Here is a 12,506-nt window from a genome sequence, read left to right as displayed (position 1 = left end):
TTCCGCACCATTTTTGATCTAGCTGGTTAAGCCGCAAACAAAATGCTGTTTGCCGCCCAAGATTACCAGCGCTAACGAATAACCCCTGAGGTGAAAGGCATATGCCAGTAGTTAAAGTACGTGAAAACGAACCGTTCGACGTTGCTCTACGTCGTTTCAAGCGCTCTTGCGAAAAAGCAGGTATCCTTTCTGAAGTGCGTCGTCGTGAGCACTACGAGAAACCAACTACCGTTCGCAAACGCGCTAAAGCAGCAGCTCAAAAGCGTCACGCTAAAAAGCTTGCTCGCGAAAACGCACGTCGCGTTCGCCTGTACTAATAACTGAACTCAAGAGAGAACAGTTATGGCTCTGATTGAACAACTCAAAGAAGAGCAAAAATTAGCGATGAAAGCCAAGGATAAATTACGCCTTGGCACAATTCGTTTAGCCCTTTCGGCGATTAAGCAAAGAGAAGTTGACGAAAAGATCACTCTTTCCGACGACGACATCTTAGCGGTATTGACCAAAATGGTGAAACAACGTCGCGATTCTGTCGCTCAATATGAATCGGCGGGTCGTCAAGACTTAGCGGATGCAGAAAGTGCTGAAATCAAGGTTCTTGAAGATTTCATGCCACAAGCGCTCAGCGAAGATGAAATTACTGCCTTTATTGCGCAGGCAATTACAGATTCTGGTGCTGCAGGCATGCAAGACATGGGTAAGGTTATGGCCGAACTCAAACCTAAGATTCAGGGGCGTGCAGATATGGGAAAAGTCAGTGGTCTTGTCAAAGCTCAACTAGGCTAATCCCAATATGCTTATGCAACAAGCCGTGCTCTTCTTTGGAACTGCACGGCTTGTTTGTATCTAGGCAAAAGAAGACAGCGCGCTTGGTTGAGCCGCTGTAAACTCATACCAATCTCATGCTTTAGCAAGTTGCTCTCGCGAGTAGCAAGCTCGATAACAGTGTCAATCCATCGCTTGTAGAATCACGATTTCGCTTCGTGTTGTAGAAGAAAAGTTTGCCTTGTTATCACGTTGTCTTTGCTATCACTGACCGCATGCGCAATCAGACTGGTATGACTTTCTGTTTATTCAATGTGACAAAGGTTTTATGGCTGGACACATCCCTCGCAGTTTTATTGATGACTTACTGGCTCGACTCGATATTGTCGACATCATTGATGCACGCGTAAAACTGAAGAAAAAAGGGAAAAACTACTCCGCCTGCTGCCCGTTTCACAACGAAAAAACCCCGTCTTTTAGCGTCAGTCAAGACAAACAGTTTTACCATTGCTTTGGCTGTGGTGTTCACGGTAATGCCATCGATTTTATGATGGAGTACGAACGCCTCGACTTTCCCGAAGCGATTGAAGAGCTGGCATCCTCAATCGGTCTTGACGTACCAAGAGAACAACGCCCCGGATACCAAAACAACAACAACGCGCCACAGGCCAACAAAGAACAAAAGCGTTCTTTGTACGATCTGCTCACCGCCATTGCCCAATTTTACCGCCAACAATTGAGTAAACCGCACAGTAAGGTAGCGATTGATTACCTCAAACAGCGCGGCTTATCAAAAGAAGTGGTCGATAAATTTAACATCGGCTATGTCACCGATGAGTGGGACAATGTGCGTAAGCAGTTTGGCCAAAGCCCCCAGGCTCAGCAAGCGCTGATCAGCGGTGGCATGCTGATCGAAAACGACAACGGCAATCGCTACGATCGTTTTCGCGGGCGGGTGATGTTTCCGATCCGCGACCGTCGCGGCCGAGTGATCGCTTTTGGCGGACGAGTGATTGGCGATGGGACTCCGAAATACCTAAACTCGCCAGAAACGCCGATCTTTCACAAGGGCAAAGAGCTGTACGGCTTGTATGAAGTGATGCAGGCTTATCGCGAGCCACCACAGATTTTGGTGGTCGAAGGCTATATGGATGTGGTGGCGTTGGCGCAATTTGGCGTCGATTATGCCGTCGCCTCGCTTGGCACCTCCACCACCGCCGATCACTTGCAGTTGTTGTTTCGACAAAGCGCGACCGTCGTGTGTTGCTATGACGGTGACCGAGCAGGTCGCGAGGCAGCGTGGCGTGCGCTGGAAAACGCCCTGCCCTACCTCAATGGCAACAAAACGCTGAAGTTTATGTTTTTGCCCGATAAAGAAGATCCCGACTCCTTTATTCGCACCCAGGGCAAAGCCGTATTTGAACAACAAGTTCAGCAAGCCATGCCACTGTCTGACTTTTTCTTTCGCGGTCTGATGGAAAAAGTGGTCGACAACAGCAGCCGTGAGGGGCGCTTTCGAGTGGTCCACTTGGCAGAGCCACTGATCAACTCAGTGAAAGATGAGTCACTCAAATTGTTTTTGTGGGATGAACTTTCTCTGCGCACCGGTTTGAGTTCTGAGGCGATACAGTCTAGCCTTAATAAAGTTCAGAACCATGCGACGCCAACGCGTCCTCAACCTCATAAAGAGCTCAAACGCACTCCAATGCGCGAGGTCATTGCCCTGCTTTTGCAAAATCCTCATTACGCAGACATGGTGCCAAACCTTGACAGTGTGCGACATTTATCGCTGCCAGGATTGAATTTATTGTTAGTCGTGCTTGATTTTTGCCAATCGCATCCCAATATCAATACAGGCCAATTGTTGGAACATTGGCGAGATCACCCTCAAGGGGCGCTAATTGCTCGCTTAGCGAGTTGGGATCTCCCGTTAGCCGAGGAGATACAACAAGAAGTATTTTTGGACTCATTGGATAAAATATTATCTCAATGTGTCGAAAAACAAATTGAAGAACTGCAGGCCAAAGCCAGAAGCGTCGGTTTATCAACCGATGAGAAAAGGGAGCTGCTAGCGTTAACGTTAGATTTAAAAGCGTAACCCTGATTAATTAGTCAGCAACAATTTAATTTGTTATAATAAGTGGTTTGCATTTCGCATACTGATTCCTTTACCAGATTACGAAGTTGGATACCGTCTATGGATCAAAATCCGCAGTCACAGCTAAAACTCCTAGTCATCAAGGGCAAAGAGCAAGGCTATCTGACCTACGCCGAAGTCAATGACCACCTACCCGCTGAAATCGTCGATTCAGAACAGGTAGAAGACATCATTCAGATGATCAATGACATGGGCATTAAGGTCGTAGAAACCGCCCCAGATGCCGATGATCTTGCCTTAAACGATGATAATAACATCACAGATGAAGATGCCGCCGAAGCTGCTGCTGCAGCACTTTCTAGTGTAGAAAGTGAAATTGGCCGCACGACCGATCCCGTTCGCATGTACATGCGTGAAATGGGTACCGTTGAACTGTTAACCCGCGAAGGCGAAATCGACATCGCTAAACGCATCGAAGACGGTATCAACCAAGTTCAGTCGTCGGTTGCTGAATACCCAGGTACGATTCCATACATCCTAGAGCAATTTGATAAGGTCCAAGCCGAAGAATTGCGTCTTACGGATCTGGTTTCTGGCTTTGTTGACCCTGATGCTGACGATGCTGCTGCGCCAACCGCAACACACATCGGCTCTGAGTTGTCTGAAACCGACATCGAAGACGACGAGCTAAAATCTCGTAAAAAAGACGATGATAGCGACGACGACGATGAAGATGAAGACAGCGACAACGACGATAACGAAGATGAAGAAGAAACCGGTATTGATCCCGAGCTTGCGCTTGAGAAATTTACCCAGCTTCGCAACACCTTCCAAAACTACCAGTTGTCGGTGAATGAGCACGGCTCTGACGCACCTAAATCGACGATCGCCCGCGAATTGTTATTGGACGTTTTCCGCGAGTTCCGCCTAACGCCAAAACAATTTGATTACTTGGTTAACGAATTGCGCACCTCGATGGATCGCGTTCGTACCCAAGAGCGTTTGATCATGCGTGCTACGGTTGAATACGGCAAAATGCCGAAGAAATCGTTCATCGCCTTGTTTACCGGTAATGAGTCGACGGAAGCTTGGCTTGATGAAGTCTTAGCGTCAGACAAACCTTACGCCGACAAGATCCGCCGTTATGAAGACGACATTCGCCGCTCGATTGCCAAGTTAAAATCGATTGAAGAAGAAACGTCTCTAACGGTACAAAGCATTAAAGACATCAGCCGTCGTATGTCTATCGGTGAAGCCAAAGCCCGCCGTGCGAAAAAAGAGATGGTTGAAGCGAACTTGCGTTTGGTGATTTCGATTGCCAAAAAGTACACCAACCGCGGTCTACAGTTCTTGGATTTGATTCAAGAAGGTAACATTGGTTTGATGAAGGCGGTGGATAAGTTTGAATACCGTCGCGGTTACAAGTTCTCGACTTATGCAACATGGTGGATCCGTCAGGCGATTACTCGTTCGATTGCTGACCAAGCGCGTACGATTCGTATCCCGGTGCACATGATTGAGACGATCAACAAGCTAAACCGTATCTCTCGTCAAATGCTACAAGAAATGGGTCGTGAGCCATTGCCAGAAGAATTGGCAGAGCGCATGCAAATGCCTGAAGACAAGATCCGTAAGGTATTGAAAATCGCGAAAGAGCCTATCTCTATGGAAACCCCAATTGGTGATGATGAAGATTCTCATCTTGGTGATTTCATTGAAGATACCACGCTTGAGCTGCCGTTAGATTCTGCGACGGCAACCAGCCTCAAGTTGGCAACCAAAGACGTTCTTTCTGGCCTAACGCCACGTGAAGCGAAAGTTCTGCGCATGCGTTTTGGTATCGATATGAATACCGATCACACGCTAGAAGAAGTGGGTAAACAGTTTGATGTAACCCGTGAGCGTATTCGTCAGATTGAAGCGAAAGCCTTGCGTAAACTTCGTCACCCTAGCCGTTCAGAAACTCTGCGCAGCTTCTTAGACGAATAACAGAAAACGTTGGCTTTATCGACTGAACAAAAGGTGAGCAATAGCTCGCCTTTTTTGTTATCCGCATCGCTAAGTGAATAAATTATAAGCGCAATTCGTCCCTTACTAACTAGACAGCCCCGCTCTGTTCCCCTATAATCTCACCTCAAATGGCCCCTTAGCTCAGTGGTTAGAGCAGTCGACTCATAATCGATTGGTCCGCAGTTCAAGTCTGCGAGGGGCCACCAAATTCCAGAAGGTTAGTAAGCGTAGTGTTTACTAACCTTTTTTTGTACCTGACGATTTTGGGTCAGGTAATGGGTCAGGTAAGCCCCGATCACGCACTCTTCTCTGTCTTCTTCCAATACTAATCCGAATACTACGCTGTTGCCAAATATGTCGTTCTGGCTGATAAAACTCTCTCATAGAGAACAAAGAGAGGTATTAAACTCGCAAACCAACCATAAGTAACTTAAATTGCACTTATAGCTAATTTCTTATACAGTCACAACAAAAGTGAGTTATAGTGAACTTATATATTAAGACGAATCCAATAGTGACAAAAGTACATTAAAAGGCACTTATGAAAAAAGGTAAGATGGTAAAGGCACAACCTATGCCTGATTTGAATACCGAGTTCAGTATGGAAACGCTGGGGAGCGCCATTCGCTCAAAGCGCACCGATAGAGGCTGGCGTATTGATGATCTCGCTTCAAAAGCCAACTTATCTCGTAGAACCGTCATAAAGGTAGAAAAAGGCGATACCAGTGTCACCTTTGCCAATGTACTCGTCCTCATGGACATCTTAGGGCTATCTTTACGCCTTATCGATTTAAACCTATTTGTTCGTCCACATAGCCAAATAACCTCCCAAGCTGAAAACAGCGTGAGAAGCAATGAGGACGGTTGGTATGAGTAAGTTACAACAGTTAGACGTGTTTATCGGTACGAATACCAAAATTGGTCGTTTGATTCTTCCTGTCGGAACAGAAACAGAGTTCTCATTCATCTATGAAAATGAATGGAAACACACTGTGTAAACCTCCCCTAAATCTATGAGGCTAAATTCCACGCAATGCAAGGTATTGCATTCAAAGATGCTCACATCTCATGTATTATAGTTGCATATAACATAATCACACGACTATCGCAGTTAGTTGGAGATTTTATGGCGACAAAAACTTTTTTCTTCGATTTCTATGCATGTGAGACTCAAACATCATTAGCTAATGCTTTGCCTCTTGATACAACAGGAGCGTTTAGGCAACTGTTTGACCTGTTTCAGCAAGGGCGAGAGAACACAGTAAAAACAGTAAAGAATCAATTGGTAGAGCTAAGAGATATCCGAGAAACAGATTACGGATATCGAGGTGTTATCGGGCGACATAGAAAGAATAATCTTCCTCATGCGGCTATTGCAGGAGGAGAAGAGAGAGAGTTGCCGTTAGAGGAGAATGAGAATCTTTTGGAAAAGACTCATTTTGTCTACTATCAAGATTACTCACTTCTTATCATTCAACGGAATAGGTTGTGTGTAAACTGGCAGACATTGGGAGCTTACCTGTCTCCAGCAAATTACACCACAGTTCTAAACCCGATTATTGAGCCTGCTAACTTGGCATGGCTTGCTGATGGTCATGTTCAGGTAAAGTCAGCAAAAATCACAATCGCTCGTCCTAGAAATCCTGAACTACTCCGCGATATAGAACACGATTTTAATAACTCCATTATTGCAGCTCTTAATGGTACGCGTTCGGCAAGTATGAATTTAGTGTTCAGAGGTGATGCTCGTTCTGATGACCCAGTAGAACGTTATTTGGATAGCAGTTTTAAGAGGGCTTTGAGAGAGCTTCAAGAAACTCTAGAAGTAAAAAAACTAGACTTGGTAACTGAGCATGAACAGACTGGAATTGAGCACCCTATTGATTTGGTTACAGATAGATTGATGCACTATGATTCTGTAGATATGAATGCTCGTTATCCTAATGGATTTGATATGTGGGATAAGTTAGAAGAAGCTAGGCACGCTAAAGAACCTGAGTTAATCAGCTTTTTTGGCGAGTTAAACGATAGATTGGCATAAGTATGATTGATAAAAGTGCAACGACAAAGGGTTTTAACTTAACACGTTTAGCAAGCCTAAGCGTGTATCCTTGCACATTATTAATTATGTATTTTTCTTGGCCAATTATTAGCCAATTGAAGATGGCACATTTGCAGCCTATTGCTTCAACGGTCGCAACATTTGCTGGAATTCTTTTTGGTTTTGCAATGGGGTCAATTACTTTGCTGACTTCGTCTTCTCATGCTTTAGTTGAAAATACAAAGAAAACGGGGTATCTGAAGACTCTTACATCCAAGTTGCACTCAACTATGGGATGGTTGTTAGCCGTTTGTGTTGTCTTTCTTATTACTATGTTTATCCCTGACTCTTTAACGTTAAATATCGGAGAGGGGGATAGTCAGCAAACTTACTTATATGCATGTTTGTTTGCTCAATTTGGTGTTGGGATTCTGATTATTGCCTTTAAAGAGTTTTATGTGACTTGGAGGGAGTTTAAAAAGTTCTCCAACAACCTTTAGTTAGGTACAGAAGTTTATCTGAGTAGTGCGAAACCTTTTGGTCACGTAGGAAAGCCTGATGTACATGTAAGTTTTTATATCTCAAACAGAAAAAGTAGAGCTATGAACATAAAGCGAGAAGATTCCCTTAAGTCGTTAGCGGAAAGATTTGCGATATTCGCCAATGTGGTGACAACTCAGAACAGAGCTGGTTTTAATGATATTAATAAGAGTGCTGAAAGACTCTTTATTGATATTCTCAACGTTGCATACAACCTGCGCACCACAAGGACACCCACTTGCCCTCACTCCAAAACCACTTCTTTTAAATGAGGGTTTTCGACTAAGACTTTCAGCTTGTGAATGCGATCCAGTATAATCAACGCCTCCCCAGTTTCACCGCACAGTAAAATACACTCCTCTCGAGCTTGATTTCTGACGGTATCGCGCGCGACCCCGGTCATCACCTCACCCGACTTCAGCGTCAGCTCTATGGGGTAACGAAATAAACACACCAACTCAATATAATCATAATGACCGCAACGAATCATACTTCCCCCTAGGCTAAGTCATTGACGAGAGAGTCCATCGCCAATGTCACCGCTCTTTTCACACTGGACAGCCACATTATAGAGCATTACACGACCAAAGTTGCTCTCGTCAGACTGAATATCAAAGGACAGCCATCTATATTGAGAGCCGATCAAAGTCGAATCATTCAAGTGCTTCTTTGGATTGGACACCCACATCTAATTGGGACACCCATGTTGTAAAACATATGTATCGGACACCCACCGCACAAGTTCTAGGACAGTCGCCGCTTACACCTCTATATCGGTTCTGGGACAGTCATTATATTCTCTGGACAGTCATAGAACGATCAGTCAAAGTTAACGCTGATACAAAGGAGCTCTCCATGACAGAATTGATCAAACAACAGATCGGAAACGTTGCCCTTGTCGTAGATGACTATGATGAAGCCATTGAGTTTTACACCCAAAAATTGGCATTCACACTCATCGAAGATACTGATTTAGGAGATGGAAAACGCTGGGTACTCGTCTCACCGCCTAATTCAAACGGCACCAATTTGTTATTGGCACAAGCCTCTACCCCAACGCAGAAAAACGCTGTGGGCAATCAAACCGGTGGGCGCGTTTTTTTATTTTTGCAAACCAATGACTTTTGGCGAGATTATAAAATGATGCAACAACGTGGCGTGGTATTTCATGAACAGCCAAGAGAAGAAGCGTACGGCACTGTCGTCGTTTTTGAAGACTTATACGGCAATAAATGGGATTTGTTACAGCTTACCAACGCCGAAAACCCAAGGTCTAAAACGTGAGCGAGTGTTCACTAAATGGCCACGTCGCGAGCTAAAAATGGCATCGATTGATTTACTGGTGCTGAAATTATTTCTGACAATGCCGGTCATTATAATGAGGTACTTAATAAAAGTGAGCTCACAACAATGAAAATCCAAAAGAAATATATTCGGCCACTCCTAGCTAGTGGCCTGCTATTAGGGTCGTCTTTAACGATGAGTTACGCGGCACCACAAACCCTGATCGTTGCCGGTGGGTGTTTTTGGTGTGTTGAATCTGACTTTGAAGCATTAGAGGGCGTTACAGAAGCCATCTCTGGTTACACTGGCGGTGATACTCCAAACCCGACCTATCAACAGGTGGCCGGCAAGCGTACTGGTCACTTTGAGGCGGTTGAAATTCATTATGATGACGACAAGATCACGCTTGAGACCTTAGTGGATTACTACTGGAAAACCATCGACCCTACTGACGCTAATGGTCAGTTCTGCGATAAAGGGTCACCTTACAAAACCGCTCTGTTTTATCAAAACGATAAACAACAAACGGCTTTTGAGGCATCGTTACAAGACCTGCAACAATCCAAACCTTTTAAAGATGACATCGTGACACAAATTCTGCCTGCCAAGACCTTCTATCCCGCAGAAGATTTCCACCAAAATTACTACCAAACGCATTCACTAAAATACAAATTCTACCGCGCAAGCTGTGGTCGTGATAGTAAAATCAAAAGCTTATGGGGAGAAGTGGTTAGTAAAAACACCTAACACCCTGGCCGTATCAATTTGTTGTTGCTTGATACGGCCAACGTGAGCTTTATCCACTCGGGCGCTGTAAAAGTAAATACAAGACAAATACCCCACCGATCGCCCCAGTAACAATGCCAATTGGCAACTCTTGGGGAGCGAGTAGAGTACGACTGGCTATGTCACCAACCGACAATATCACGGCGCCCCAAAGCGCGATAAGTGGCATTGACAGCTTGTGTGTCATTCCCGAAAAAGGCCTAACCAAATGAGGCACCATTAAACCGATAAAGCCGATAACGCCCGTCAAAGCAACAATAGCGGCGGTACAAAAAGCACAACACAAAAAGATTTCAGTCCGCAAGCGATTGACATCGATCCCCAATGAGCGCGTAGTTTGCTCACTCACTAAAAGGGTGTCCAGTTCTCGATAACGCACCACCAGTACCACAACAGCCAGGACACCCACAATAACAAACAGTAGATTATCCCAACGGGCTAAGCCCAGCCCGCCCATTGTCCAAAACAAAATTGAGCTTGCGGCTCGCTGATCACCAGAAAAAATCAAAAAACTGGTTAAGGCACCAAATAAAAATGAAATCGCCAAGCCGCATAGTATGAGATCTTGATGACCGCGCTTTTTCTGCATTGCAAACAATACTAATACCGTTCCCGCCGAGACAATACCGCCGATAAAAGCCGCAATAGGCAGGGACCACAAACCCAATACTTGGCCAAATTGCGTGATCACCAGCACGGCTCCAGCAGATGCGCCAGATGAAAGACCAAATAAAAACGGATCCGCTAGGTCATTTTTTGTTGCCGTTTGCAATAACCCCCCAACCATGGCCAACCCTGCTCCAGCGATAAGAGCAAGTAAGGCGCGAGGGACACGGATATCAATTAAAATTCGCTGCGAAATATCGACATCTTGCGCAAAAAAATGCCATAGCCCCCAGGTAATTTGTTGAACCGTTAAGGTCACTGAGCCCAACATTAAACTCAAACCAAACACCAAAAAAACAGCCAGCACACCGATACCCCATGCTAGCTGATACTTAGAAATACGCACCGTTAATTATTCAACCTTTGGTCGCTTATTTAGGGAAGAAAGCGGCGGAAAGCGACTCGATAGCTTCAATATTTGCCGGCCCAGGGGTTAACTCTTCATAACGAAGTTTGACGTAACGGCTGTTTTTGACCGCGCGAGTGTGTTTCATTAAAGGATGCTGCTCTAAAAAATGTTTAAGGTCGTCAGCACCGTTTGCCGATTGATAGTCTAATAAAATGATGATTTCAGGGTCCTGTGTTGCCACGTTTTCCCACGATGTCGTTGCCCAACTTGCAGCGAGGTTATCGGTGATATTTTTCCCACCTGCGGCCTCAATCAAAGCGGTCGGCATCGCATATTTACCGGCAGTGAAAGGCTTATCCGTTCCCGAGTCATACAAGAATACTTTTGGTGTCTCTCCTTCAAACTGATTAGCACGTTGCTTTACATGGTCAACTCTTACTTGCCAAGATTGAATCAGTTGCTGCGCTTTATCTTGTTGGTCGAAAATAATACCTAGGTTAGTCATATCTTGATAAAGAAGATTTAAGCTCGCTTTTTCCGTTTTACCCACATGGCTACAGCTTTCCGATAAAATCAGAGTATTAATACCGTAAGGCTTTAAGGTTTGAGGGGTAACGTCACCGCCTACTTTCATACCGTAATTCCAGCCGGCGAAAAAGAAATCCGGCTTGGCCGCCACCATGGTTTCTAAAGAGGGGTATTTGGCGGCTAACTCAGGAATGTCACCCAATTGCTGCTGAAAAGAAGGCGACATTTTATACCAACCTGTAATGCCCGTCACACCAATGGTTTGGGCTTGCAGACCAAGAGAAAACGCCATTTCACTCATGTTAATGTCATGAAAGATTGCTCTCGTCGGGGCTTGATCAATGGTGATCGGATAACCACAGTTTTCTAAGGTGACTGGGTATTGCGTTTTTTCAGCCAAGGCATATTGAGATATAAAGGTGGAACACAATAACGTTGAGAAAACAGACCACTTCATTAAGCAGCTCCTTTTGATACATGACAAGTTGGGGTACACGACGCTTCAAAGTGATAAACCGTTTCGCGCGTGTAAGGGTGAATAAAGGTCATCACGTTTAGCCCAAAGATAGGCTCTATGTACGTATTGGTAAGAACATCGGTTGTCGGGCCACAAACGGTCATTCTTTGTTCCGACATTAAAATGACTTTGTCAGCGAATGGGGCAACCAAAGGCAAATCGTGTAAAACCGCAATAGCTGTAATGCCTTTTCTTTTAATTAAATCAAGAATTTCAATACGCGCTAAAGGGTCTAGATGATTGGTTGGTTCATCGAGCAGTAAGAGTTGTGGATGCTGAGCCAATGCCCGAGCAATATTCGCCCTTTGTTGCTCACCGCCAGATAGGACACCCATCTTTCGATTTGCTTTTTCCAACAAGCCCACATCAGAAAGTGCCAGGTCTACCGCCTGCTGATGCGTTGATACAGAACAACAAAATGTGTGTGGGATCCGGCCAAGCTGAACATACTCACACACGGTCAATCTTGGATCGAAGTACTCGTGCTGCGAAACCAGTGCCACTTTTTTAGCCAGCTCAGACACTGAGATTTGCTCCATACTCATTCCTTCAAGAAAAAGCTTTCCTCTACAGGGTGAATACTCCCCCGACAAACACTTCAAGAGGCTCGATTTACCACTGCCATTAGGTCCAATCACCGCCACACATTCGCCTGGGTAAAGCATAAAATCCGCGCTTCGTAATGCCTGCCAACCCTGTGGGCTTTTCGCTGATAAGCCATTGGCAACCACCATTGGCACAATAAAATCTTTCATCACAATTGAGACAAGAAACAATAGTTACGTTATAACATAACAATAAAAAAGGGTAACATCAATCTTTGTCATGAAAATCAGGACTGGAAATACAGAGCAGGCCTACTCACCGGACACTCATTTAAAACGAAAGGACACCCACTTTCTTTTTACCAAGTCATAAGAAT

General features: G+C 44.9%; 14 protein-coding genes and 1 tRNA gene. 11 read left to right on the top strand and 4 right to left on the bottom strand.

Translation table 11 applies throughout. The features are described 5' to 3' along the window. The first annotated feature begins 101 nt into the window (after positions 1-101). From rpsU to AB0763_RS03200, 9 genes are all read left to right on the top strand, one after another. On the top strand, positions 102-317 hold the full coding sequence (gene rpsU / locus AB0763_RS03240; RefSeq protein WP_001145625.1) for a 30S ribosomal protein S21: 216 nt from the start codon (positions 102-104) through the stop codon (positions 315-317). A 25-nt stretch (positions 318-342) separates the two neighbouring features. Beyond that, entirely contained in the window at positions 343-786 is a 444-nt protein-coding gene (locus AB0763_RS03235; protein ID WP_306101115.1) for a GatB/YqeY domain-containing protein, read from the top strand. Between the two features lie 307 nt (positions 787-1,093). Continuing rightward, the gene (dnaG, locus tag AB0763_RS03230) at positions 1,094-2,863 is read left to right on the top strand and encodes a DNA primase (protein ID WP_306101114.1); all 1,770 of its coding nucleotides are present in this window, start codon (positions 1,094-1,096) and stop codon (positions 2,861-2,863) included. Between the two features lie 99 nt (positions 2,864-2,962). Then, positions 2,963-4,852 (top strand): RNA polymerase sigma factor RpoD, encoded by a 1,890-nt coding sequence (rpoD, locus tag AB0763_RS03225; RefSeq protein ID WP_306101113.1) that lies wholly within the window; start codon positions 2,963-2,965, stop codon positions 4,850-4,852. A gap of 151 nt (positions 4,853-5,003) precedes the next feature. Next, positions 5,004-5,079 (top strand) — tRNA-Ile (locus AB0763_RS03220). Positions 5,080-5,414: 335 nt separating this feature from the next. After that, positions 5,415-5,750, top strand: a complete 336-nt coding sequence (locus tag AB0763_RS03215; protein ID WP_306101112.1) for a helix-turn-helix domain-containing protein — start codon at positions 5,415-5,417, stop codon at positions 5,748-5,750. Continuing rightward, on the top strand, positions 5,743-5,871 hold the full coding sequence (locus tag AB0763_RS03210) for a hypothetical protein (protein WP_306101255.1): 129 nt from the start codon (positions 5,743-5,745) through the stop codon (positions 5,869-5,871). The genes AB0763_RS03215 and AB0763_RS03210 overlap by 8 nt, the downstream gene beginning before the upstream one ends. A gap of 128 nt (positions 5,872-5,999) precedes the next feature. Next, entirely contained in the window at positions 6,000-6,914 is a 915-nt protein-coding gene (locus tag AB0763_RS03205; protein ID WP_306101111.1) for a DUF6731 family protein, read from the top strand. Between the two features lie 2 nt (positions 6,915-6,916). Next, the gene (locus AB0763_RS03200; protein WP_193283561.1) at positions 6,917-7,414 is read left to right on the top strand and encodes a hypothetical protein; all 498 of its coding nucleotides are present in this window, start codon (positions 6,917-6,919) and stop codon (positions 7,412-7,414) included. Positions 7,415-7,698: 284 nt separating this feature from the next. Here the strand turns inward: AB0763_RS03200 and AB0763_RS03195 are convergent, their stop codons facing one another. Further along, on the bottom strand, positions 7,699-7,944 hold the full coding sequence (locus AB0763_RS03195) for a Rho-binding antiterminator (protein WP_306101110.1): 246 nt from the start codon (positions 7,942-7,944) through the stop codon (positions 7,699-7,701). Between the two features lie 365 nt (positions 7,945-8,309). Here AB0763_RS03195 and AB0763_RS03190 point away from each other — a divergent pair, with 365 nt between their 5' ends. Continuing rightward, positions 8,310-8,738 carry a VOC family protein gene (locus tag AB0763_RS03190; protein WP_306101109.1) on the top strand — a complete coding sequence of 143 codons (429 nt, stop codon included), beginning with the start codon at positions 8,310-8,312 and terminating at the stop codon, positions 8,736-8,738. Between the two features lie 195 nt (positions 8,739-8,933). Then, positions 8,934-9,485: a peptide-methionine (S)-S-oxide reductase MsrA gene (gene msrA / locus AB0763_RS03185; RefSeq protein ID WP_306101108.1), complete on the top strand. Its 552-nt coding sequence runs from the start codon at positions 8,934-8,936 to the stop codon at positions 9,483-9,485. 49 nt (positions 9,486-9,534) lie between these two features. Here msrA and AB0763_RS03180 read toward each other — a convergent pair whose 3' ends face one another. From AB0763_RS03180 to AB0763_RS03170, 3 genes are read right to left on the bottom strand one after another with little or no spacing between them, the layout of a single operon-like run. After that, the gene (locus tag AB0763_RS03180) at positions 9,535-10,536 is read right to left on the bottom strand and encodes an iron ABC transporter permease (protein ID WP_306101107.1); all 1,002 of its coding nucleotides are present in this window, start codon (positions 10,534-10,536) and stop codon (positions 9,535-9,537) included. A 25-nt stretch (positions 10,537-10,561) separates the two neighbouring features. Next, positions 10,562-11,524, bottom strand: coding sequence for an ABC transporter substrate-binding protein (locus tag AB0763_RS03175; protein ID WP_306101106.1), 963 nt, complete (start codon positions 11,522-11,524; stop codon positions 10,562-10,564). Beyond that, complete coding sequence (locus AB0763_RS03170) at positions 11,524-12,339, bottom strand: ABC transporter ATP-binding protein (protein WP_306101105.1); 816 nt, start codon at positions 12,337-12,339, stop codon at positions 11,524-11,526. The genes AB0763_RS03175 and AB0763_RS03170 overlap by 1 nt, the downstream gene beginning before the upstream one ends. Positions 12,340-12,506 lie beyond the last annotated feature (167 nt).

This window comes from Vibrio sp. HB236076 (assembly GCF_040957575.1).
Lineage (GTDB): Bacteria > Pseudomonadota > Gammaproteobacteria > Enterobacterales > Vibrionaceae > Vibrio.
Note: the sequence above shows the minus strand (reverse complement) of the source record. Positions and strands in the feature narration are given on the sequence as shown.

Excerpts from the sequence above, each read along its gene's own strand:
- dnaG (WP_306101114.1), top strand. The coding sequence starts at position 1,094 with ATGGCTGGACACATCCCTCGCAGTTTTATTGATGACTTACTGGCTCGA.
- AB0763_RS03190 (WP_306101109.1), top strand. The coding sequence starts at position 8,310 with ATGACAGAATTGATCAAACAACAGATCGGAAACGTTGCCCTTGTCGTA.
- AB0763_RS03175 (WP_306101106.1), bottom strand. The coding sequence starts at position 11,524 with ATGAAGTGGTCTGTTTTCTCAACGTTATTGTGTTCCACCTTTATATCT.
- rpoD (WP_306101113.1), top strand. The coding sequence starts at position 2,963 with ATGGATCAAAATCCGCAGTCACAGCTAAAACTCCTAGTCATCAAGGGC.
- AB0763_RS03210 (WP_306101255.1), top strand. The coding sequence starts at position 5,743 with ATGAGTAAGTTACAACAGTTAGACGTGTTTATCGGTACGAATACCAAA.
- AB0763_RS03235 (WP_306101115.1), top strand. The coding sequence starts at position 343 with ATGGCTCTGATTGAACAACTCAAAGAAGAGCAAAAATTAGCGATGAAA.
- AB0763_RS03215 (WP_306101112.1), top strand. The coding sequence starts at position 5,415 with ATGAAAAAAGGTAAGATGGTAAAGGCACAACCTATGCCTGATTTGAAT.
- AB0763_RS03205 (WP_306101111.1), top strand. The coding sequence starts at position 6,000 with ATGGCGACAAAAACTTTTTTCTTCGATTTCTATGCATGTGAGACTCAA.
- msrA (WP_306101108.1), top strand. The coding sequence starts at position 8,934 with ATGAGTTACGCGGCACCACAAACCCTGATCGTTGCCGGTGGGTGTTTT.
- AB0763_RS03170 (WP_306101105.1), bottom strand. The coding sequence starts at position 12,339 with ATGAAAGATTTTATTGTGCCAATGGTGGTTGCCAATGGCTTATCAGCG.
- AB0763_RS03200 (WP_193283561.1), top strand. The coding sequence starts at position 6,917 with ATGATTGATAAAAGTGCAACGACAAAGGGTTTTAACTTAACACGTTTA.
- rpsU (WP_001145625.1), top strand. The coding sequence starts at position 102 with ATGCCAGTAGTTAAAGTACGTGAAAACGAACCGTTCGACGTTGCTCTA.
- AB0763_RS03195 (WP_306101110.1), bottom strand. The coding sequence starts at position 7,944 with ATGATTCGTTGCGGTCATTATGATTATATTGAGTTGGTGTGTTTATTT.